A 22,579-nucleotide genomic window follows, 5' to 3' on the forward strand; every position below is an offset into this window, starting at 1 on the left:
CCCTTCGGGCAGGAACGGTGAAGTGGCCCCGTCGCCGACGCGTGGTGGGGCCGTGTGGGGCTTCGGCGGAGCGTGGCGGGGCGTCGCACACTCAACCACCGTCGACAAGTGGACGCAATATCTCGCGCAGTTTTCGTAAATCATCGACAGACAGCGGAAGTCAGCCCTTCCGTGAAGGCGGGCACACCGGCAGGCCGATGCAAGCTCGAACCGAGCTCGCACCGGCCTGCCGTTCACGCGGTGGCACCACGAGGGCGCCGGCCGTCACGGATTGATGTTGATCTTGAAGGTGGAGGTGGTGTTGCGTATGTCGACGGCGTTTCCGTTCAACTCCAGCCCGTTGAACGTCACTTCGCCGACCGCCGGACCCTGGTTCGGTTCGGGCATCTCGTTGGCCCACAGGCCGAAGCCCGACTTGGCGTCGAAGGCGTCACCGCTCTTGCGGGCCCCGGTGACCGAGATGTCGGTGAAGACGGTGTCCTTGATCGGGTTCACCGGCTGCCCGTTGAGGTACTGCGTCTGGAACATGATCCCGCTGTACGTGGGATCGACGATGTCCACATGGTTCACCCTGATCCCCTGGAAGACCTTCGACGCCGAGAACAGCCAGATGCCGGGGAAGGTCTGCTGCCCCCAGAAGTGGCCGCCCGCCCGGACCACGGAGATGTTCTCGAAGGTCGTCGGATCGGTCCCGAAGCCGTTCATCGGGTAGCCGAAGTCCAGCGAGGAGATGGTGATGCCCGAGTACACCAGCGTGTCGGCGATGTACATGTTGCGGAAGGTGTTGTTGTAGCCGCCGTAGACGGCGACACCGGCCGCCCGCCAGGTCAGGGTGGTGGTGAGGTTCTCGTAGACGTTGTTCTTCTCGTCCGCGCCGCCCGCGTCGATCGCCGAGAACAGCGCGAAGCTGTCGTCGCCGGTGGCGCGCGCGTCGTTGTTGGTGACGAGGTTGTCGGTGGAGCCGTTGGTCATGTTGACGCCGTCGGCGAACAGGTCCCGGATGCGGGAGTTCTTGATGGTCATCCGGTCGGTGTTGGCGCCCCAGTACAGGCACACCATGTGCTCGTTCCAGATGTCGTCGATGACGATGTCGGAGACATTGGAGAAGTCGAACACCTTGCCCGGTCCGTCGATGCGCGAGGTGTAGTTGCCGAAGTAGGCGAAGCCCTTGAACAGCGACCCCTTGGCCGACGCCTCCGCGCGGAAGCCGATGTCCGTGTTCTCCTGGGACGCCGGCGCGTGGAAGGTCGTGAACCACGGCCCGGCACCGACCACCTGCACGGCCTTGCCGTACACCTGGAACTTGCTCGACGTCTCGTAGTCCCCCGGGGGCAGATAGACACCGACGAGCCTGCCCGTGGTGTCCATGCGGACCTTGTCCAGGGCGTCCTGCACCGCCTGGTGCGTGAAACCGGTGGGCACCACGTACGTGGCCGGGTCGGGGTTGGCGACCGGGGTGGCCTGCTCCAGGTCGATGAAGTCGATCGCGTACGTCGAGGTGTTCGCGGCGTCCTTCTGCAACCGGATCCTGCTGCCCTTGGGCACGGTCTCGCCGAGGAGGAGGTGCGCCTCGTCGTAGATGTGCCGCGGGGCCCCGGCGCTCGGGGAGTTGCCGGGTGACGCCTCCGCCCCGTACAGCCAGGCGTACTTGGACGTCAGCGGCAGGGCCTTCTTGAAGACACCGTCGACATAGACGTCGATCGTGGAGTCGATGCCGCCGCCGCCCGGCGCGTCCGGGATCGAGAAGCGGGTCACCAGCGTGTTGGTCGCGGCGCGGGTGGTGAACTCCACGTACTCCCCGTTCGCGTCCAGGCTGACGGCCTTGCGGCCGGAAGCCTCACCGGCGATGTCCCCGATGGTCCGGTTGGGCCCGACGACGGTGGCCCCACCGCCGGCCGTGCCGTCCTCCGCCTCGTACCTGTCGTACGGCATGTGGGCGCCGCGTCCGACGAACAGCGGCCGGCTGGAGGTGTTGTTCTGGCGTTTCACCGGCACCTCGTCGGCGTCGTCGGCGATCACCGTCTTCACGGTGTACGAGCCGTTGACCGCGGTCCACGCACCGAGGTCCACGTCGGCCGAGGCACCGGCGGCGAGGGTGCCGCTGAAGGCGCCGCTCAGGGTCTTGACGGTGTTCCCCTGACCGTCGGCCAGGGTGAGCGTGACGCCATGGCTGCCTGAGGCGGTGGCCTTGTTGCCCTGGTTCTTCAGCGTCACCTTGAAGGCGACCGTGTCCCCGGCCGCCGGGCTGGACGGCGAGGTGGTCACCGAGGCCGCGACCAGGTCGGCGCTCTCGACCGGCTTGACGACCAGGGCGGTGGGGCTGGTGTAGGTGTTGTTGGACTCGTTCTGCTCGATCACCGCGTTGCCGTCGTCGGCGACGGCGCTGAGCTGGTAGGTGCCGGCCTCGCGCCGCCCCAGGGAGGCGGTGACGGTGGTCTGCGCACCGGCCGCGAGGGCGCCGACCTGCGCGGTGGCGACCTTGGTGCCGCCCAGCCGCACGGCCACGGTGCTCGCCGGGGCGCCGGCCGGTCCGCTGTTGCGCACGGTGGCCGAGACGCTGACCGTGTCGGACTCCACCGGGGCGGCGGGCGACACCGTCAGCCCGGTGACCTCCAGGTCGGGATTGGGCGCCGGGACGCCGATCACCTGGAACTCTGCCAACTGCCCTGCAGACGAACCGGAGTTGGCGGTGAACTTCAGCTGTACGTCGGCCACGCGGGCGGTGACGGGCACCGTGACGGTGTTGCCGTCGGCCGGATCGAAGGCGTAGCTCTTGGCCGCGACCAGCGAGGTGAAGCCCGTGGCGCTCTGCTCCCGTCCGAGGACCTCGATGGTCTGGGTGCGCCGGGACCAGGCGGAGTCCGGGTTGAGCTTGAGGACCAGGTGGTCGACGTCGGCGTTGGCCCCGAGCTTGACGGTGAGCGTGTTCGGATAACTGCCGCCCGCGCCCTCCCAGTAGGTGCTCAGGTCGTTGTCGTCGGCGTTCTCCGCGACGTAGGTGTACACCACGGACGAGGCGCTGATCGGCTTGCCGACGGCGAGGTTCGAGCCGCTTCCGCCGCTGCCGTTGCGGGTGACGCTGTTGCTGGGTGGCGACTGGTTGCCGGCCGCGTCCCTGGCCCGCACATAGTAGGTCACCGTGCTGGTCGCCGGCTGGGTGTCGGTGTAGGTGGTGACGTCCCCGGCGACCGTGGCCCGCAGGGCGTTGTCGGCGTAGATCTCGTAACCGCCGACCCCGACGTTGTCCGAGGACGCGGACCAGGTCAGCTTGATCTTCCCGTCGCCGGGCTCGGTGCAGACGAGGTTCCCCGGTGCGGTCGGGGCCTGGGTGTCGCCGGTGTCGCCCTTGCGGGTGACGGTGTTGCTGTTGGCCGACTGGTTGCCGGCCGCGTCCCTCGCCCGCACGTAGTAGGAGACGGTCTCGCTCGTCGGCCGGGTGTCGGTGAAGGTGGTCACGTCACCGCCGACACTGCTCAGCAGCGACCCGCCCGCATAGATGTCGTACGCGGTCACTCCCGTGTCGTCGGTGGCGGCGTTCCAGGTCAGCCGGATCTGCCCGGTGGCCGGCTCGGTGAGCGCCAGGTTCGCCGGGGCGCTGGGCGCCTGGGTGTCGCCGGTGCCGGGGCCGTAGATCTCCAGCTCGGAGACCTGGGCCGCGGGCTGGACGGTGTTCGCCGTGACCAGCACGCGCACAGAGCGGGTGGTGGTGGCGTCGAAGCCGATGGTGACCGCGTTGCCGCTCGCCGGGTCGAAGGTGTAGGCGCGCGCAGCGGTGAGGTCGGTGAAGTCGCTGCCGTTGGTACTGCCCTGGATCTTCAGCGTCTGGCTGCGGGTCTCCCAGCCGGCGGGCAGGCGCAGCACGACGCGGTCGACCCGCACGGAGGAGCCGAGGTCGGCCTGCAGCCACTGCGGGAAGGCGTTGCCGGCGCTCTCCCAGTACGTGGCCCGGTTGCCGTCGTTGGCGTTGCCCGCGGCGTAGACCTGCGTGGTGGAACTGGCGGTCAGGGTGCGCCCGGCGGCGAGGTTGCCCGACGACCCGGTGGCGGCGTGCACCTCCAGCTCGGACAGCTGCGCCGCCTGCCAGCCGGTGTTGGCGGTGACGGCGATCCGTACGAACCGGGTCTGGGCCGCCGGGAAGGCGACCTTCACGGTGTTCGCGGAGGCCGGGCTGAAGGTGTACGTCGCGCTGGTCTTCAGGGTATTGAAGCTGGTGCCGTCGGCGCTGCCCTGGACGGAGAGGGTCTGGTCACGGCTCTCCCAGCCCGCGGGCAGCTTCAGCACGACCTCGTCGACGCGCTCGGTGGAGCCGAGGTCGGCCTGCACCCACTGGGGGAAGTTCGGGCCGGCGCTCTCCCAGTACGTGCCCTGGTCGCCGTCGGTGATGTTCGGCGCCGCGTACCCGCTGTGGGTACTGCTGGCCGACGCGGTGTCCCCCAGCGCGATGTTCGGTCCCCCGGCGGCCCGGGCGGCCGCCAACGGCCCTCCCAGCGCCAGGAGGCTGGTCACGATCACGGTGCTCAGGGCCCGTGATCTCCATCTGCGGATTGTCATCGGTCCTCGATCTCTCCCCGTTGCCGTTGTTCGCTTCTCACTCCTGTTTGCTTTTTGCGTTCACGGCTCAGAGAGTTGCAGAGAATCATGGGACCGTCTACGGCCCGGGAACCACATCTTGCTCCGTCTCCCCGATCGGGACGGGCCAGGGGAGACGAGAGAGGGGAGACGAGAGAGGACACGCACGGGCGGACCGTGAGAACGACACCGGCGCCGGCCCCCGGGAGAAGTCCCGGGGTGCCGGCGCCGGTGTGAACGGTCCGGGGGTGGTCAGCTCGCGGGTGCCTGGGCGGTGGAGCCGCGGACCACCAGTTCGGGTTCGAACAGCAGCTCACCGGGGTGGGCCTGGGTGCCCTGGATCTGGGCGCACAGCAACTCGACCACGGCCCGGCCCATCGCCTCGATGGGCTGACGGACGGTCGACAGCGGCGGCTCCGTACAGCTCATGAAGGCGGAGTCGTCGAAACCGACGACCGAGACGTCCCCCGGCACGGACAGTCCGCGCCGGCGCACCGCCCTGATGGCGCCCAGGGCCAGCGGGTCGCTCGCGCACACGATGCCCGTGACGCCCCGCTCCAGCAGACGGGAGGCGGCCGCCTGCCCGCCTTCCAGGGAGAAGATCGACCGGACGACGCACTCGTCCGGCAGCGCGCTCCCGGCCGCCTGCGCCATGGCCCGGGCGGCCTCCAGCTTGCGCCCGGAGGGGACGTGGTCGCCGGGTCCGAGGACGAGGCCGATCCGCTCGTGTCCCAGCGAGGCCAGATGGCGCCAGGCCTGCTCCACGGCGACCGCGTCGTCGCACGAGACGCAGGGGAAGTCCAGCCCCTCGATGGACGCGTTGATCAGCACGACGGGGATGTTGCGCTCGGCGAGCTGCCGGTAGTGCTCGTGCGGCGCGTCCGCCTGCGCGAACAGGCCGCCGGCGAACACCACTCCGGAGACCTGCTGTTGCAGCAGGAGCTCGACGTAGTCGGCCTCGGACACGCCGCCCTGCGTCTGGGTGCACAGCACCGGCGTCAGCCCCTGCTGCGCCAGGGCGCCCCCGATCACCTCCGCGAACGCCGGGAAGATCGGGTTCTGCAGCTCCGGCAGCACCAGGCCGACGAGCCGCGCGCGCTCGCCCCGCAGCTGTGTCGGCCGCTCGTAGCCCAGCACGTCGAGCGCCGTCAGCACGGCCTGCCGTGTCGCCTCGGAGACCCCGGGCTTGCCGTTGAGGACACGGCTCACCGTGGCCTCGCTGACCCCCACCTTCTTGGCCACCTGAGCAAGTCGTCGCGTCATACACGCAAGGCTAGCGCAAAAAGCGCAAGCCGATTACGCGGCTGATGCGGCAGGACAGCCGTCCGGGCGCAAGCGTGTTGCAACGGGCCGGTGGCGCTGCCGGGCCGCTCCGGTCCGTCTACGGCGCCCGCGTCGTCCGGTCCTGCGGGCAATGGCCGACCCCGTGCGCCTGCAGGAAGCGGCGCGCCTCGTCGGCGCCGTCGATCTCGAAACGGCGTCCGCTGGTACGGAACTGCTCGTTGAGTCCCAGGTCGTGGAACATCGCGGCGATGTACAGCAGCTCGGGGTCGAAGCCGAGGTCGCGGCGGCGTCCCTGGAGCGCGCCGAAGAAGTACACCCGCCGTGAGTGGTGGAAGATCAGGTCGTCCGTGCTCGACCGGACCAGGTCCGTCGCCTCGCGCGCGAGTTTCGTGTCCGGCACCCGCACTCCGGCCCGGATGTCCGCCGTCGTCATCTGGATCACCCACCTGTCTTCTCTCTGGTTCCGCTGGTTTCCGCTCGGTGTCGAGCGCCTCCGAGCTTTCCAACCCGGCCGGCCGGCCGCCATGTCCGTGGAGCCACACATCCCACAGATACGGACTCCGCCCGGGGCGCAGCCGCAGCGGTCCCGTTCAGTCCCGGTGCCGGCGCCGCAGCAGGTGGCGGGCGACGAACGCGGCGACGAGGACACCGAGGGCGATCAGGGCGTAGAGCTGGTAGCGGGTGATCTCGTCGTAGAGCGTGGTGATGTGGCTGCCGGCCAGGTAGGCCAGAGAAGCCCACAGGCCGACCCAGAGGGCGGCGCCGAGGGCGTTGAAGACGAGGAAGCGGCGCCAGGGCATGCCGCTGGTGCCCGCGATGATGCCGTTGGCTTGGCGCAGACCCTCGATGAAGCGGGCCACGGTGACGATCTTGGCGCCGTTGCGGGCGAAGAACTCCTCGGCCCGGTGGAAACGTTCGGGGGTGAGGAACACGTAGCGGCCCCAGCGGTGGACGAAGGCGCGTCCGCCGGTCCGCCCGATCAGGTAGCCGACGTTGTCTCCCGCGACGGCCGCGGCGAAGGCGATCAAGGCGACGGCGACGATGTTCAGCCGCCCGGCGCCGGCGTAGATCCCCGCCGCGATCAGGATCGTCTCGCCCGGCGCGGGGATGCCGAAGTCCTCCACGAAGACGACGGCCCCGACGGCCCAGTAGCCGTAGTGGCTGAGCAGCGGGGCCAGGTGGGCCAGCGGGCCAGGGAGAGGCGGCGCCATGTGCCCACCGTACGGCACCGGTGCACGGGCCGGGACCGGCGCGCCGCCCGGCCCCCTCGCCGCGGCGCGCGTCCCGCGGTGCAGGAGCCCGGGCCGGCCGGCGTGCGCCGCGCCGCTGCGGCCGCCGTGCCGGCCGTGGACGCCGCCCCGGCGTCGGACCGGCCGGCAGGTACCCCCGTAGGGTGGGCGCGTTCACGTCCCGTCTCCCGCGTCGGAGGACTCAGTGACCGCCGCTCGTCTCGACGCCTTGGTCGCCGCGCCGCTGGAGCCGGGCTGCGCGGACGCGCCGGAGGTCCTGCACCGGGCCGGGCGCCGGCTGCTCGTGCAGCGTGCCGACGCCGTACTGGCCGCGCTCGACCCGGACTCGGGCCACGCGGTGCGCTTCCCCGCCCCGTGGCCCCGCGGCTTCGGTACGGCGACGGTGTCCCCCGACGGTGGCGCGGCGGTGTGCGCCGGAGTGCACGCGGTGCGGTGCGTGGGACGCGTCCGACGCCACCCGCTGGGAGGTGCGGCACGCCTGCTGGGGCGGTGAATGCCCGCGGCTGCACCACGAGTTCGCCGAGTACGCCGACGACGAGGAGGGGCACGGGTACGGGGACGGCGGATCCGCCGCGTACTCCGCCGACGGCACGCTGGTCCGGGCCCCTGGGCGCGGTCCGCTCGCCACCGACGGCGACGATGCGCAGGAGGACGAGCTGTGGCTCGTCCTCGACGCCGCCGACGGCCGGGTGCTGGGCCGTGCGAGCACCGGGACGGTGGCCTCGGGTTCGTTCCACACGCCGCACCCCGATCCGGCGCGGATGGGGCTGAGCGTCGGGGCGGGCGAGGAAGGCTCCCCGACACTGTGGGGGCGGTGGGACAGGCGGCAGCTGTCCGTGCGGACGGCGGCTGGTACACGGTCTCCGGGGATCAGGCGTACGTCCACAACTGGGGCCTGGCGGACGGGCGTTGATCCGGCACGGTCCGCCGACCGCCACGGCACCACGTCGGAACCCCGGTGCCTGGCCGACCAGTTGATCGAGTCGCGTCGGCACCGGTCCCGACAGGGTGGCGCCGAAAGCGGTGAACTGAAGGAGTCCTTCGCGGCGTTCAGTGCTCCCGCGCCTCCCGGCGCAGCAGGAGCAGGGCGATGTCGTCGGTGCGCTGGTCGCCCGGGCCGGCCGTTGCCAGCAGATCGTCGACGAGCGCGTCCGGGTCGGGGCCGTCGAGGCGGCCCAGTTGCGCGCCGAGGCGGGCGATCGCCTCGTCGGGGTCCAGGCCCGGCTTCTCGATCAGTCCGTCGGTGTAGAACGCCAGCATCGCCCCCGGAGGGAACGGGACACCGGTGACCGGGAAGACGGCGTCGGGGTCGACACCCAGGAGCGGCCCGGGCGGGACGTCGACGGGGCGGGTGATGCCGTCGGGGCCGCGCAGCACGGGCGGCGGGTGTCCCGCGCTGGCGAGGGTGACCTGTCCACGCCCGATGTCGACATGGGCGTAGAGGCAGCTGGTGAACAGGTCCGGGGCGAGATCGGTCAGGAGCCGGTTGGTGCGGGAGAGCACCTGGTCCGGGGCGGCGTCGAGGGCCACGTGGGCACGCACCGCGGTGCGCACCTGGCCCATGAGGGCGGCCGCCGAAACGTTGTGCCCCTGCACGTCACCGATCACGGCCGCGGCACCGGCGGCACCGGCGGCACCGAGCGGGATCAGGTCGTAGAAGTCCCCGCCGATGTCCATGCCACGGGTCGCCGGCAGGTAGCGGGCCGCCACCCGCAGACCGGTGAGCGCGGGCAGCGTACGCGGGAGGAGTGCCTGCTGGAGGCCGTGGGCGAGGTCGTGCTTGGTGTCGTAGAGGCGCGCGCGGTCGAGGGCCTGCGCGATCAGCCCGGCGAGCGACGTCAGCACGGCACGCTCCGCCGCCGGGAACTCGCGCGGGCTGTCGTAGGACAGCACACAGATCCCCACGGGCCGGCCGGAGACGATCAGCGGCAGGAAGGCCCACGCCTGTTTGCCGCTGATCAACGGGGCCTCGGGGTAGAGGCGCCGCATCTCCTGCGGGTTCGCGAAGAACGCGGGGATGCCGCTGCCGAGGGCGCGCCCGGCCGGGGTGAACGCCGTGTCGAGGGGCAGGTGGTCGAGACCCTCGACGGCGTCGGCGGGGTAGCCGCGATGGCCGGTGATGCGCAGCCGGCCCCCCTCGGCCATGGACAGCACCAGGCCCTGCGCGCCGAAGGCGGGCATGATCTGGTCGGCGACCAGATCGATGACGTCCTTGACCCCGACCACCTCGGTCAGCGCGGCCGCCAGGTGGACGAGCTGGTAGAGCTGACCGGCGCGGGCCGGTGCCGCGGTGCGCGCCGACCGGTGCTGCGCGGGTGCGGACGGGGAGTCGATCCCACTGCGCACGACGCGCACGCTGATGCCGCTGGCGTCGGGGTAGAGATGGAAGTCCAGCCACTGGTCCGGAGGGCGGCACGCCGTGAAGAGGACCGGCTCCCGGCTGATCACGGCGGTGCGGTAGCCGTCCTCGTAGGTGGGTTCGTCGAGCCAGCGCAGGGACTGCCAGGGCAGTGTGCCGAGCAGGTGACCTGAGTCGCGGCCCAGCAGCTCGCAGGCGCCCGAGCTGACGTAGGTGAAGCGTCCTTCGAGATCCAGGGCGCAGCTTCCGCCGGGCAGGCGTTCCGCGAAGTCCGCCGCGGCCACCTCCGTGCTCACGGACGGCCGTCCCGTGCCGGTGGCCACGACGCGAGGCCCGTCGCCGGGTCCGCCGCCGTGTTCCGCGGACTCCTCCATGAGCCGGGCCAGGCGCCGGCAACTGGACTCGATGTTGCCGCGTTCCCGTGCGGTCATGTACGGAGGACGGTCGCCGGTCCAGATCAGCAGCAGTGCTCCGCGCGGGCGCACTCCGGTGACCGGCGCGGCGACCATGGCCAGCGAGTAGGGAAGCGCCATGGCGGTACGCGGATACGACAGGGCCATCTGCTCCTGGCTGCTCACCCACACCAGGCGTTCCTCACGGACGGCGTCGGCCACCGGCGCCGGAGCGGCCAGCGGCACCCGCGACCACGGTGCGGCGATCTCGGCCGGCGCCCCGGACAGCAGCACCAGCCGCAGCAGGCGGTCCTCCTGGAGCACGAACAGCGCGCCGATGGACGCGCCGGTCCTGCGGATCGTCTCCGCGAAGGCGACGTCCACGGGGTCGTTCGTGGCGGCGGGATCGGCCGCGCCTGTCACGGGACACCTCCGAAGCGGCGGGAACGCCTGACCGGCCGGGCGGAAGCCTGCTGCCCTGCGCGGGCCGCAGCCGTGCGGTTGCCGACCCGGCGCTGCCCCGCGAAGACATCGGCACCACCCATACCAGGACGTTACGCCGACACCCCGCGCCCGGCGCGTGGTCGTCCCCGGGACTCGCCGGGCGCCCGCCGCCGCCCGGTGTGCCGCACGGCCGCGTGCGGACGCCCCGTCCCGCCGCGGTCCGCACGCCCCGCTCGCCGTTTCGGGCGCGCGCCGGGGGCACCCGTGCCAGGCTCAGGCCAGGACGTCGCTGCCCGCGGCGAAGGCGGACCGGATCGCCGTGCGCGACGAGCCGCGGCCACGCGCGCACGGCGGTATGGCGGCCTCCGCGCACAGCCGGTGGTATCCGGGCAGGCGGGCGGAACCACCGCCGGCCGTCGGGCAACGGCACCGCGTCGAAGGCGGCCGGGCGGCGCCGGGCGCGCGAGAGGGCGGTGGCCCATGAGCGAGGAGGTCCGGCATGACGGACGAGACGGCCGGGCGCGCCGGCGGCCCGCCGGCGCGCCCGGCTGCGGTGTCACCCTCTGTGTCACCAATCCCTCCCATCGGGACGGGTTCTTCGCTGCACGACGACGCTCATCGTGTCGTAATGCCCCGGCGGCCTGCCGGACACGCCGGAGACTGACGGGTGTCACCTCGGGTACCCGGGCAGCGCACAAGCCGCCACCAGAGGAGTCGGAAGCCGTGTTGCTGTCTCATTCCCTCGATCACGGAGTACTCGTCATCACGGTGCACCACGATCCCGGCATCGGCGGTCGTGCCGAACTCCTGTCCCGCTTCGAGGGCCTCGTCCGCGCCCACATGCCCGCGCCCGTCGTGATCATCCTCGAAGAGCCCGCCGCGGACGCCGCAGTCAGCGTCGTCCTCCGCGTCCACCGCATGTGCCGGGACCTGGGCGTACTGATGTCCGTTGCCAGTGCCAGCGCGCCGACCCGGCGTGTGCTCGAGGCCCATGCCGACACCGCCGGAATGCATTTGGTGATCCACGCCCGCACGGACACGGCGGTCACGGCGGCGTTCGGCGCTGCCGCCTGACGCACGCTCCGGCCGCTGTGCGCTCGGCCCTCACGGGCCGGCTGCCGGCCCGTGAGGCCGTTCCTTTAAGATCCTTCCGATCATTTCCAGGTCAGTGGGGGACGGCGTCCAGGGACGGGTAGGCGTCGACCACCCGGTCGACACCGGTGATCTGCAGCATCTCCCTCACCGCTCGGCTCGGTGCGACCAGTGCCAGTCGGGCACCCGTGCTCCGGCTGGTCCGGTAGGCGCTGATCAGCACGGTGAGTCCGCTGGAGTCGAGGAAGGTGACGGCCGACAGGTCCACGAGCACCCGGTGCCCGTCGCCGTCGAGCAGCGGTCGCAGGGCGTCGCCGAGCCAGTGGGCGGTGTGCAGGTCCAGCTGACCCGTGACGGAGACCAGGGTGCGGTCGCTCGCCAGACGGTGGACCTCTACGTCGACGGGGGCGTCGTCCTGTCGGTCGTCGTCGGGTGCGGGCGGGTCGGCTCTCACGTCGTCCTCCTTCCTGTGCAGGCGGGGACACCGGCGGGGACACGGACGGGGGCGGGGGCAGGGCTCATGGGGTCAGCTCCTCCTGGCGGCCACCGCGCCACTCGGCGAGCAGGACCGTCGCGTCGTCGTCGAGTTGCCCGTCGTGATGGGCCACGATCGCCGCCATCAGCCGTCGCAGGGTCTCGTGCAGGGTGTGGCGGCCGGCGTGGTGGCGGCGGACGAAGTCGACGAACCGGTCCCGGCCGAACTCCCTCCCCCGGTGGTCGCGTGCCTCGACCACGCCGTCGGTGTACAGCAGCAGCCGGTCTCCGGGCTGCAAGTGCTCGGTGCACTCGGTCACCGGCAGCCGCAGGTCGGTGCCCATGGGACCGGCCGGAGGACATTCCAGCTCGGTCGTCCAGCGGTTCTCGCGGATCAGCACCGGCAGGTGATGGCCACGGTTGATCCAGGACAGTCGTCCGCTCGCGGTGTCCAGGTCGGCAAGGACGGCGGTGACGTAGCGGCTGGTGCTGAACTGCTCCAGCAGCACCCGCTCCACCTGTTCGCTGGTCTGCGCCAGCGAGGCGCCCTGGCGGCGGGCGTTGCGGCACGCGGCCACGGCGACGTTCGCGGTGATCCCGGCGGTCGTGTCGTGGCCCATCGCGTCGAAGACGCCCAGGTGCAAGGTGGTGCCGTTGACCGCGTAGTCGAAGGCGTCGCCGCCGACCTGGTAGGCCGGTTCCATGGTCGCGCCCACCGTGACCGCGTGCCCGGCGTACGCGGGCGGCGGGGTGAGGTTCCACTGCATCTCGGCGGCGACGTTCATCGGCTCGGTGCGCACCAGCTGGGCGTAGGAGTCGCTGAAGGACCGCTTGCTGAGCAGCAGCAGAGCCGTCATGGACGCCAGGTCGCGCAAGGTGTCCCGGGTCGGCTCGTCATCGGTGTCGGTGTCGGCCCGCAGCACGCCCAGCCGCTCCACGCCGTCGGTGACCGCCACCCACCACCGCCGTCGTCCGCCCGCGGCCCCCTCCGGCGCCGACTCCGCGAGCACGTCGACCCGCTGGTAGGCCTGACCGGGCAGGCTGCCACTGACGGTGAACTCCTGCCCACCGCCCGAGGGCTCGCGCCCCGTGCCCGTGAGCCGCCGCAGCACCGTCTCCCGGAGGTCCACGACGAAGAGGGCCGTGTCGTACAGGCCGGCCTCGGCGGCGTGCGCGGCGATCAGTCCCGGAAGCCTCTCGAGCGTGACGGTGTGGCTGACCTGCATCATCCTCACCAGCTCCAGAGCTGCCGCCGACCGGTCAACCACGGCGGGTCCCGGGCGCGTACCCGGCACGCACGGACCGCGGTGGCGGTGGCGGTGGTCCGGAACGCGGACGCGTCATCGGCGACACGGTTCCTCCCTGGGGCGAACGCGCATCCGGCGCGGATGCGGTGAGCGAGTACCCGGTGTCGTCCGAGACGCCCCCATATCTTTTCGATCGCCCCGTGCCGCGGCCGGGAGCTTGTGGGCCGACGCCCCCGTACGGGCGGCGAGCCGCACCGCGCCTGTGCCGGCAGGGAGTGTCATCGCTTCAGGGAGCTCGGCCCTGCCGGGTCGCGGCGGCTCAGTCGGTGGACCGCTGCCAGGCCGCCTCGCGCAGCAGCCGCAGTCCGTTCAGGCCGACGATGACCGTCGAGCCCTCGTGGCCGGCCACGCCGAGCGGGAGCGGCAGGTTACCGGCCAGGTCCCAGATCACCAGGCCCGCGATGAAGACGGCCGCGATGACCAGGTTCTGCACCACCAGCTTGCGGGCTCGCCGGGACAGGGCGATCACGGCCGGGACCGTCGTGAGCTCGTCGCGGACGATCACTGCGTCGGCGGTCTCCAAGGCGAGGTCGGAACCCGCCCGGCCCATGGCGACGCCGGTGTGCGCGGCGGCGAGCGCCGGGGCGTCGTTGACACCGTCGCCGACCACCATCACCTTGCGGTCGGCGTCCTCCCACTCCCGGACGGCGGCGACCTTGTGCTGCGGGAGCAGTGCGGCGCGCACGTCGTCGATGCCGACCTCCGCGGCGAGACGAGCGGCGGCACGCGGGTTGTCACCCGTCAGCAGCAGCGGCGCCGATCCGGTGAGGGAGGTCAGGGAGGCCACGGTGGCGGCGGCGTCGGGGCGCAGCCGGTCCGCGATGCCGAGCACCCCCACCGGCGTGCCGTCCACGCTGACCAGCACCGCGGTCCGGCCGCCGTCCTCCAGTCCGGCGGCGAGCTCCGCCGCTCGGACGGAGCCGGCGTCCGTGGCGCCGAGGAGCAGCCGGGCCGGTGTGCCGACGGCGACCACGCGCCCGTCGACGGTGGCGGTCACGCCGACGCCGGGCGTGGAGTCGAAGTGCTCCGCGACCGGCAGGGCGAGCCCGCGCCGGAGTGCCGCGTCCACGACCGCGCGGCCCAGGGGATGCTCGCTCGGGCGCTCGGCGGCCGCCGCGAGGGCCAGAAGCTCGTCCGGGTCCGTGCCGGTCAGTGCGCGCAGGTCGGTGACCCGCGGGGTGCCCTCGGTGAGCGTGCCCGTCTTGTCCAGGGCCACCGCGTCGACCTGACCGAGCCGCTCCATCACCACGGCCGACTTGACCAGCACTCCGTGCCGTCCGGCGTTCGCGATGGCCGACAGCAGCGGCGGCATGGTCGCGAGGACGACCGCGCACGGCGAGGCCACGATCATGAAGGTCATGGCGCGCAGCAGTGAGCCGGTGAGCTGCGCTCCGAGGGCCTGCGGGATCAGGAACACGGCCAGGGTGGCCGCGACCATGCCCAGCGAGTAGCGTTGTTCGACCTTTTCGATGAACAGCTGGGTCGGCGCCTTGGTCTCGGACGCCTCCTCGACCATGCGCACGATCCGGGCGACCACCGTGTCGGAGGTGTCCCGTTCGACGAGGACGCGCAGGGCGCCGGTGCCGTTGAGGGTGCCCGCGAAGACCTCGTCGCCCTTCGCCTTGGCGACGGGCAGCGGCTCGCCGGTGATGGTCGCCTGGTCGACCTCGCTCGCTCCGTCCAGGACCCGGCCATCGGCGCCGACCCGCTCCCCGGGGCGCACGAGGACGGTGTCGCCGACCGACAGGTCCGCGGCCGCGACGGTCTCCTCGGCCCCGTCGGCGCCCACCCGGGTCGCCGTGGCGGGCGCGAGGTCCAGCAGCCCCCGCACGGAGTCGGCGGTGCGTGCCGTGGCCAGTGCCTCCAGCGCGCCGGACGTGGCGAAGATGACGATCAGCAGCGCACCGTCCATCACCTGCCCGATCACCGCCGCCCCGAGCGCGGCGACGACCATCAGCAGGTCGACGTCGAGGGTCTTGTCCCGCAGCGCCTTCAGCCCTTCCCAGCCGGGCTCCCAGCCGCCGGTCGCGTACGCCAGCGCGTACAGCGGGCCCCACGCCCACACGGGGGCACCGGTCAGCTGCAACGGCAGGGCGAGCAGGAAGAGGACGGTGGCCGCCAGTGCCCAGCGCGCCTCGGGCAGGGCGAGCACACGTGTGCGGCGCCGGGGCGCCCCGCTCCCGGGCGGCAGCACGGCCCGGTCGGTGGACGGCTGGGTGAGGGTGGAGGTCATCGGAGCGGAGTCCTTCACGGAGGCGGGGCGAGGCAGCGCTCAGCCGGGTGTCCGGCGCCGCTCCCTCCACCGTACAGGATCACATGAAGACTCATTCATGCGTTCATGGGTCGTCCTCCGTAGGATGAGGGCCATGGGCCACGGAGCTGATGCCGAAACGACCGCCACCGCGCGCGAGCGCCTCGAGACCGTGGGTGCCGCCGATGTCGCCGCCACGCTGCAGGCCCTGGCCACCCCGTCCCGGCTGCGGATCCTGGCCCGCCTCCAGGAGGGCCCCTGCGCGGCGACCGAACTCGCCGACGCCGTCGGCATGGAGCAGTCCGCCTGCTCCCACCAGCTGCGCCTGCTGCGCAACCTGGGCCTGGTCACGGGCGAGCGCCGGGGCCGCTCGGTCATCTACGCCCTCTACGACAACCACGTCGCCGAACTCCTGGAACAGGCCCTCTTCCACGTCGAACACCTGCGTCTCGGAATCCGCGACACCCCGGCGCGGACCCCGGCCACCACGGCAGGAGCCCACTGACCCTCACCCGGCCCGGCGTCCGGCTCGCAACGTCAGTCGATGCAGAACTCGTTGCCTTCGATGTCCAGCATCGGGATGCAGGAGTCGTTGCCGTCGTACAGCGTGCGCACGTGTACCGCGCCGAGCGGGACCAGCCGTGCGCACTCGGCCTCCAGTGCGGCGAGGCGCTCTTCACCCACGAGTCCGGTGCCGGCCCGCACGTCGAGATGCAGCCGGTTCTTGGCGGCCTTCCCTTCGGGGACGCGCTGGAAGTACAGGCGCGGACCCACACCTGAGGGATCCACGCAGGCGAACCACAAGTCCCGCTGCTCGACTGGCTGCGAGCGCCGGAATTCGTCCCAGGTCGCGAACCCGTCGGGTGGCGGCGGTACGACGTAGCCCAACACCTCGCACCAGAAGCGGGCGAGGCGCTCCGGTTCCGCGCAGTCGAAGGTGACTTGGAACTTCTTGATCGAATTCACCGGACCACCGTAGGGGTGCGCACTCGTCGGCGAAACCCTCCGGGCCGCCGACGGGTCCACCCCTTGAACCGGCCGACGGGAGCCGATGTCAGTGCGCCGTCATATCCTTCCCGCCACCGCACACCGACTCGGAGGACCAAGCAAGTTGACCGACCTGTCCGCTTTCCCGCTGCCTTTTCAGGCGTCCCGTTCCCTCTCCTTCGCCAGGCCCCGGACACTGCGGGAACTGCAGATGATGGAGTTCAGCTCGCACATCCGCGCGAAGCCGGGATGGTTCGACAAAATGAACGACGCCGGCATCGTCGCCAAGTGGACCCGGGAGGCGATCGAGCAGGACCTCACCGAAGCGCAGGTCGGTTATGTGCTGGCCGAACTCGAGCACTACGCCGCGCTGCGGGACGGGCAGAGCGGCATCGAGGTGTCCGCCGTCGACGCGGTGTGGCAGTCGGACGCGCTGATCGACGACAAGCTCGCATCGCGGTTGCGGGACGCGGTCCGGGTTCTGGAAGAGGTCCCCGAAGCGGAGAAGGACTGGCATCCCGGATCCGACGGCCAGGTACTGGACCTGGTCCATCCTTCACTGTTCTGTCTGGTGAGGGAGGTCGGCGGCGCACCCGAGCGGGCTTGGCGCAACCCGACGGACCGCTACTCGAAGCACGAGTTCTCGGAGAGGTTCCAGTGGCTGCCCACGGACGTGGACGTCGATGACGACGGCGACGTCACCTTCCGCTCGTACGTCAACAACGTCCACCCCGAGACCCATCACGAACTGGCCGCGGTCCTGCCGGAGGTGTTCGCACGCTTCCTCCCCCTGTGGGAGAACGTGCTCACCGACCTGCGCCATCCGCGGCCCCTGCGGATCGAGGCCGATCCTTACGGCTGGTACGACTCGGAGCCGCAGTACCCGGCCAGGTCTTCCTACGGTGACGACGAAACCCACGCGGAAGCCGTCCGCATATGGGAAGAGGCCCAGGACGACTGGTGGGAGAACCGCCGCCCGGTCGTCCCGGACGCCCCCGTCTTCACCCCGCCCGAGGTGCCCGGCGAAGCCGCCCGAGTCCGTCTGCGCGGCCGCCGTCTCCAGGTCATCGTCAAGCTCGCCACCATTCATCTCACTCCCGACAAGCCCGAGTACCCCGGCGGTTCCTGGCATGTCGAGGGCATGTTGAACGAGCGGATCGTCTCGACCGGCATCTACTACTGGGACAGCGAGAACATCACCGAGAGCCGGCTGAGTTTCCGCACGGCACTCGACGACCCGGACTACGAACAGAACGACGACACCGGTGTGCGTGAGGTCTACGGCCTGGAGAACGAGGAGGCGCTGAACCAGGTGCTGGGATCGGCGGCGACCCCGGCGGGCCGCTGCCTGGCGTTCCCGAACATCCTGCAGCATCGCGTCGGGTCGTTCGGCCTCGCCGATCCCACTCGCCCGGGACATCGCAAGATTCTCGCGTTCTTCCTGGTCCACCCGACGGAAACGATCGTCTCGACGTCCGATGTGCCGCCCCAGCAGCCGTGGTCCGCCACCTCGACGATGACGCTCGAGCAGGCCAGGGCCTACCGCGAACACCTCATGCAGGAACGCAAGTTCTTCGTCGACGAACACAACGAGCAGCTCTACGAACGTGAATTCTCCCTCTGCGAGCACTGAACCCTTCCGCGCTGAAGGCCGCGCGGGAGGCCAGGCCGCTCCGTCTGCGGTTCAGAAGGCGGAGTTGGCGAACCAGTGGGTCAGCAGGTCCTCGTCGCCCTCGTGAGCGAGGGCCTGCGCCCGGTACGGCAGACGGCCGTAGACCAGCAGGAGCAGGTCGGCCGCGGTTCCCCGGACGGTCGCGTCAGCGGTGTCCGCGGCTGCGCCGGCCGCGTCCAGGGCGAAGCCGTCGGGGCGCAGGCGGACGAGCCAGGCGTCGTCGCCGTCGGTCGCGCGGAAACGAATGGTCCTGTCGGGGCCGCGCAGGTCGGCCACCTTGGGCGCGAAGAAGGTGGCGAAGGGCAGGTTGACGAGGAACTCGTCGATGCCGTCGACGGCGAGGGAACGGTCGATCGCCGGCCGGAGCCCGAGGGCGAGTTCGGCGTCGGCTCGGTGCAGCAGCGTCTCGAAGAGCATGCGGCGGGCCCAGAACCGGGCGTGCTGGTCCACGCCCCACGCCCACATCGGCAGGTCCGGATCCGTGGCTGCGAAGGCCTGCGCGGCCACGGTCGCGCTCTCGGCGAGCCAGTCGGCGTATCCGTCCTCCCGCTCCGGGAGCCGCAGGTCCACCTCACGCGTGCGCGGGGGCTCCTGGACACGCGACCGCAGCAGGACCGAGAACCAGCGCTGGACGCTGCCCGTGTGCCTGACCAGGTCGGCCAGGCTCCAGCCGGGGCAGCCGGGCACAGCGGTGGTCAGGTCGGCTTCCCTGATCGCGGCGACGAACCGTGCGGTCTCCGCCGCGACCGCAGCGCGGTGGTCGACCGACGGGACGTGGGAGGTCTCGGTGGGGTCGGACATGTTCATCGTGAGCTGCCTTTCAAAGCTTGAGAACTTCAAGCAATGGCCGAGACCGTAGCCAGCAATATTTGAGATCGTCAAGTTTTCCGTCGTAGGGTGACGCGTATGACAGCACGCCCCCGCGTCGACTCCGCCCGGCTCATGGAGCTGCTCTCGGTGTCGCTGGCCGCCTACTACGGCGACTTCACGGTGGCCGCCGCCGGTGAGAACCTCACGGCCAGCCAGGGCAAGACGCTCAATGTGCTGCGCCGGGGACCGGCCTCGATGAGCACCTTGGCCGCCACGCTGACCTGCGACGCCTCCAACATGACCGGGATCGTCGACCGGCTGGAGAAGCGTGGCCTGGTGCGCCGGGAACCGAGCGCCTCCGATCGCCGCGTCAAGAACGTCGTCCTCACGGCGGAAGGCGAGCGGGTCATCGACGTGATCCGCGGCGCCATGCACCGCACGCTCGCGGGTCTGGACAGACTGGACGCACAGGAGCGGGACACCCTGGGCGCCCTGCTGGAACGCGTCTTCACCCCGCAGCCCGCTGCCGCGCGCCCCTGAGTCGCCGAGTCGCTGTGGCTGAGCCCCTGAGTCGCTGTCGCTGGGTCGCCGAGTCGTCGACGGGCCTGCGCCGAAGCGGCCGCGGCCGGGCCGCTCACCGCGGAGGGCGAACTGCCCGGCACTTCATGGCCATGTGTTCCGGGGGCGGCGCTCAGACGCCGGCGGGCTTGCCCGGACCCGGCACGTTGCGGAAGCGGAACGGCTCCGGTTCGCGGCCGGCCTGGATGAACCAGCACTCCCCCGTGCCCTCCCCGGTGACGATCCGCAGCACCGTGTCCGCGACGCGCTCGGCCGGGATGACCGGCAGCCCCTGCTGGGAGAGCAGGCCACGCAGGTGGTCGATGATGCGCGACTCGGCGAACCCCGGGCAGACCGCGTTGAAGCGCACGTTGTACGGCTCGAGGGCCGGACCGAGGGAGCGGGTGAGGCCCACGACCGCGTGCTTGTTGGCCCCGTACAGCGGATCGAGCGGCACCGCCGCCAGTCCCGCCAGGGACGCGGTCGCCACGATCGAGCCTCCGCCGCGTGCCCGCAGTGCGGGCAGCACCGCCTGGGTGCCGAAGACCACGCCGTCCAGGTTGGCTCCCATCGCCCGCCGGTAGCGGGCCAGGTCGAAGTCGTCGCCGACGCCGCACCCGGTCGCCACGCCGGCGTTGAGGAACGCGATGTCGACACCGCCGTACTGTTCCTGGGCGAAGTCGACCAGCGCACGGTTGGCGTCGAGGTCGGAGACGTCGCACGCCCGGAAGCGGCCGCCGATCGTCTCGGCCACCTCGCGGCCGCCCTGCGCGTCGAGGTCCGCGACCACGACACGTGCCCCCGCCTTCGCGAGCGCCAGCGCCGTGGCCCGGCCGAGCCCACTGGCGCCACCGGTGACGATGGCCACCTTGCCGCGCAGCCCGTCCGCGCTGCCGGCGGGCGTCACGCCAGCTCCAGGACGAGCTTGCCGACGTTCTCGCCACGGAACAGCATCTGCAGCGTCTCGGGGAAGTCGTCGACGGTGCCCCGCACCACGTGTTCCTTGACCTTGACGCGACCGGCGCCGATCCAGCCGGAGATCTCCCGCGCGGCCTGCGCGTAGCGCTCGGCGTAGTCGAAGACGACGAACCCCTCCATGCGCGCGCGGCGCACCAGCAGCGAGAGGTAGTTGGAGGGGCCCTTGACCGGGGTGGCGTTGTTGTACTGACTGATCGCACCGCAGACCACCACGCGCGCGTGCATGGCCAGCCGGGTCAGCGCGGCGTCGAGAATGTCGCCGCCGACGTTGTCGAAGTAGACGTCGATGCCGTCGGGAGCGTGCTGCCGCAGCGCCTTTCTGACGTCCTCGGTGCGGTAGTCGATCGCCGCGTCGAAGCCCAGTTCGCCGGTGAGCAGGGCGCACTTCTCGGGCCCTCCGGCGATGCCGACGACCCGGCAGCCCTTGGCCTTCGCGATCTGTCCCGCGATGGTGCCGACCGCGCCGGCCGCGCCCGACACGACGACGGTCTCGCCGTCCTGCAGCGCCCCGACGTCCAGCAGACCGAAGTAGGCGGTCATCCCGGGCATGCCCAGCGCGCCCAGATAGGTGGAGGGCGAGGCGAGGGAGGTGTCGATCTTCATCGCGCCCCGGCCGTCGGAGACCACGTACTCCTGGACGCCGAAGGTGCCGACCACATGGTCGCCCGGCTCGAAGTCGGGGTGGTGCGAGGCGGTGACCTCGACGACCGTTCGGGCGCGCATCACCTCGCCGATGTCCACCGGGGGCAGGTAGGACGGGCGGTCGTCCAGCCAGCCGCGCATGGCCGGGTCCAGGGAGATGGCGCGGGTCCGGCCCGCGAACCGGCCGGGGCCCGGTTCGTCGACGGGCCCTTCAGCGTGCTCCCAGTCCCCGGGGTCGACCTCGCCCACGGGACGGGCTGCCAGACGGATCTGGCGGTTGGTCGCAGACATAACGCCTCCTGTCGTCGCGCTCCCTGCGACCATACCGACCAGTAGGTACGTCGGTGACAGTGATGTCCGCCACAGATCGACCCAGTCGCCGGGCGCCTACGGCTCGGAAGACCCGTGCATCCGTCGGCCACCGCCGGTGCCCCGACGGGTGGCACCGGGGCCTCGCGGCAGGGGCCGACGGTGTGAAGCGGGGGACGGGCGAGCCTGCCGAGACCGGCGACCGGCTCGCCGTCAGCGCATTCTCCCCCGCGGCTTCAGCGGCGTCGCCGGCAGCTCGGGAGCGGGCAGCGGGGCGCCGTCGTAGCCCTTCACCTCACCGAACCGGGTCCCCTCCGTCCAGTCCCGGCGGGCCTCTTCGATCTCCTCCTGAGTGCGCCCGATCCAGTTCCAGAACATGATCAGTTCCTCCTCGAAGGGCTCGCCGCCGAGGAGCATCAGGCCCGCGTCCGTCTCGGCGCGCAGCGGGAGTTCCGTGCGGCCGCAGCCGAGGTAGAGCATCGAGCCGGGCAGGAGCGGTACGCCGTCCACGTGGGTCTCGCCCGACATGGCCAGCACCGCGTACTCGAAGTCCGCCTCCAGCGGCAGGCGGACGTCCGCGCCGCGGGCGAGGGCGAGGTCGGCGCCGACGAGCGGGGTGTACGTCGTCCCCGGGGACGACACGCCGTCCAGGTCACCGAGGAGCAGGGTGGCCGTGAGGCCCGGTGCCGTGACCGCCGGCAGGTCGGCGTGGTACTCGAAGCGCGGGTCCGTGTGGCGGTGGGCGTCGGGCAGAGCCACCCACAGCTGGGCGCCGTGCAGGAAGCGGGCGTGCGAGCGCGGGCTCTCCTCCGAGTGGCTGATCGCCCGGCCGGAGGTCATCAGTCCCAGTTCCCGGGGGCGGATCAGCTGGAGGCTGCCCGTGGAGTCGCGGTGCAGCACCTCTCCCTCGTGCAGCCAGCTCACCGTCTGCAGGCCCATGTGCGGGTGCGGGGGCACCTGCATGCCGGGCTCGTCCGCGATGTCGTCGGGGCCGTAGTGGTCGACGAAGCACCAGGCGCCCACCATGCGGCGGCCGAGGTTGGGCAGCAGGCGGCGGACCTCGGTCGACTCGCCGAGCGGGACGCGGCGGGGGCTGAGGAGTTCGCGGACCGGTTCCGCCACGACGAAGCCACGGCCACCGCACACGGCGGGCACCGCCCGGCGATCGAGATTGCTCATACGGAACAACGTAGTCCCGCCG

At 71.6% G+C, this 22,579-nt stretch carries 17 protein-coding genes and 1 pseudogene; 5 read left to right on the top strand and 13 right to left on the bottom strand.

Features of this window, described 5'->3' with window-relative positions; all coding sequences use genetic code 11:
• Positions 1–264: 264 nt before the first annotated feature.
• The 4 genes and pseudogenes from ACZ64A_RS15915 to ACZ64A_RS15930 all read right to left on the bottom strand — a co-directional run bounded on the left by ACZ64A_RS15915 (position 265) and on the right by ACZ64A_RS15930 (position 7,064).
• Positions 265–4,551: a discoidin domain-containing protein gene (locus ACZ64A_RS15915; protein ID WP_469810867.1), complete on the bottom strand. Its 4,287-nt coding sequence runs from the start codon at positions 4,549–4,551 to the stop codon at positions 265–267.
• A 270-nt stretch (positions 4,552–4,821) separates the two neighbouring features.
• A complete protein-coding gene (locus ACZ64A_RS15920) occupies positions 4,822–5,832 on the bottom strand; it encodes a LacI family DNA-binding transcriptional regulator (RefSeq protein ID WP_469810868.1) in 1,011 nt (336 codons plus the stop codon).
• Between the two features lie 127 nt (positions 5,833–5,959).
• Positions 5,960–6,286 (bottom strand): annotated as a pseudogene (locus tag ACZ64A_RS15925) (HD domain-containing protein); the annotation flags it as partial.
• Positions 6,287–6,443: 157 nt separating this feature from the next.
• Entirely contained in the window at positions 6,444–7,064 is a 621-nt protein-coding gene (locus ACZ64A_RS15930) for a DedA family protein (RefSeq protein ID WP_469810869.1), read from the bottom strand.
• Positions 7,065–7,287: 223 nt separating this feature from the next.
• Here ACZ64A_RS15930 and ACZ64A_RS15935 point away from each other — a divergent pair, with 223 nt between their 5' ends.
• The gene (locus ACZ64A_RS15935; RefSeq protein ID WP_469810871.1) at positions 7,288–7,596 is read left to right on the top strand and encodes a hypothetical protein; all 309 of its coding nucleotides are present in this window, start codon (positions 7,288–7,290) and stop codon (positions 7,594–7,596) included.
• Positions 7,597–8,153: 557 nt separating this feature from the next.
• Here ACZ64A_RS15935 and ACZ64A_RS15940 read toward each other — a convergent pair.
• Positions 8,154–10,277 (bottom strand): SpoIIE family protein phosphatase, encoded by a 2,124-nt coding sequence (locus ACZ64A_RS15940; RefSeq protein ID WP_469810872.1) that lies wholly within the window; start codon positions 10,275–10,277, stop codon positions 8,154–8,156.
• Positions 10,278–11,021: 744 nt separating this feature from the next.
• On the opposite strand from ACZ64A_RS15940, the gene ACZ64A_RS15945 reads away from it, so the two are divergent.
• Positions 11,022–11,372 (top strand): hypothetical protein, encoded by a 351-nt coding sequence (locus ACZ64A_RS15945; protein WP_469810873.1) that lies wholly within the window; start codon positions 11,022–11,024, stop codon positions 11,370–11,372.
• Between the two features lie 91 nt (positions 11,373–11,463).
• On the opposite strand, the gene ACZ64A_RS15950 is transcribed toward ACZ64A_RS15945, so the two are convergent.
• The 3 genes from ACZ64A_RS15950 to ACZ64A_RS15960 form a co-directional block, all read right to left on the bottom strand.
• Positions 11,464–11,844, bottom strand: a complete 381-nt coding sequence (locus tag ACZ64A_RS15950) for an STAS domain-containing protein (protein ID WP_469810874.1) — start codon at positions 11,842–11,844, stop codon at positions 11,464–11,466.
• A gap of 64 nt (positions 11,845–11,908) precedes the next feature.
• Complete coding sequence (locus ACZ64A_RS15955) at positions 11,909–13,093, bottom strand: PP2C family protein-serine/threonine phosphatase (RefSeq protein ID WP_469810876.1); 1,185 nt, start codon at positions 13,091–13,093, stop codon at positions 11,909–11,911.
• Positions 13,094–13,430: 337 nt separating this feature from the next.
• Entirely contained in the window at positions 13,431–15,404 is a 1,974-nt protein-coding gene (locus tag ACZ64A_RS15960; RefSeq protein ID WP_469810877.1) for a heavy metal translocating P-type ATPase, read from the bottom strand.
• Between the two features lie 133 nt (positions 15,405–15,537).
• Here ACZ64A_RS15960 and ACZ64A_RS15965 point away from each other — a divergent pair, with 133 nt between their 5' ends.
• Positions 15,538–15,927 (top strand): ArsR/SmtB family transcription factor, encoded by a 390-nt coding sequence (locus tag ACZ64A_RS15965; RefSeq protein WP_469810878.1) that lies wholly within the window; start codon positions 15,538–15,540, stop codon positions 15,925–15,927.
• A 32-nt stretch (positions 15,928–15,959) separates the two neighbouring features.
• On the opposite strand, the gene ACZ64A_RS15970 is transcribed toward ACZ64A_RS15965, so the two are convergent.
• Complete coding sequence (locus tag ACZ64A_RS15970; protein WP_469810880.1) at positions 15,960–16,388, bottom strand: VOC family protein; 429 nt, start codon at positions 16,386–16,388, stop codon at positions 15,960–15,962.
• A gap of 145 nt (positions 16,389–16,533) precedes the next feature.
• On the opposite strand from ACZ64A_RS15970, the gene ACZ64A_RS15975 reads away from it, so the two are divergent.
• On the top strand, positions 16,534–18,042 hold the full coding sequence (locus tag ACZ64A_RS15975) for a DUF4246 domain-containing protein (RefSeq protein WP_469810881.1): 1,509 nt from the start codon (positions 16,534–16,536) through the stop codon (positions 18,040–18,042).
• Between the two features lie 51 nt (positions 18,043–18,093).
• Here the strand turns inward: ACZ64A_RS15975 and ACZ64A_RS15980 are convergent, their stop codons facing one another.
• Positions 18,094–18,882 (bottom strand): maleylpyruvate isomerase family mycothiol-dependent enzyme, encoded by a 789-nt coding sequence (locus ACZ64A_RS15980; RefSeq protein ID WP_469810882.1) that lies wholly within the window; start codon positions 18,880–18,882, stop codon positions 18,094–18,096.
• A 105-nt stretch (positions 18,883–18,987) separates the two neighbouring features.
• Here ACZ64A_RS15980 and ACZ64A_RS15985 point away from each other — a divergent pair, with 105 nt between their 5' ends.
• On the top strand, positions 18,988–19,431 hold the full coding sequence (locus ACZ64A_RS15985; RefSeq protein WP_469810883.1) for a MarR family winged helix-turn-helix transcriptional regulator: 444 nt from the start codon (positions 18,988–18,990) through the stop codon (positions 19,429–19,431).
• A 151-nt stretch (positions 19,432–19,582) separates the two neighbouring features.
• Here ACZ64A_RS15985 and ACZ64A_RS15990 read toward each other — a convergent pair whose 3' ends face one another.
• The 3 genes from ACZ64A_RS15990 to ACZ64A_RS16000 all read right to left on the bottom strand — a co-directional run bounded on the left by ACZ64A_RS15990 (position 19,583) and on the right by ACZ64A_RS16000 (position 22,557).
• Positions 19,583–20,356: an SDR family oxidoreductase gene (locus ACZ64A_RS15990; RefSeq protein WP_469810884.1), complete on the bottom strand. Its 774-nt coding sequence runs from the start codon at positions 20,354–20,356 to the stop codon at positions 19,583–19,585.
• Complete coding sequence (locus ACZ64A_RS15995) at positions 20,353–21,360, bottom strand: NADP-dependent oxidoreductase (protein WP_469810885.1); 1,008 nt, start codon at positions 21,358–21,360, stop codon at positions 20,353–20,355. The genes ACZ64A_RS15990 and ACZ64A_RS15995 overlap by 4 nt, the downstream gene beginning before the upstream one ends.
• Positions 21,361–21,591: 231 nt before the next feature.
• Positions 21,592–22,557, bottom strand: a complete 966-nt coding sequence (locus tag ACZ64A_RS16000) for a pirin family protein (protein ID WP_469810887.1) — start codon at positions 22,555–22,557, stop codon at positions 21,592–21,594.
• Positions 22,558–22,579 lie beyond the last annotated feature (22 nt).

This window comes from Streptomyces sp. NPDC104814 (genome assembly GCF_055583185.1).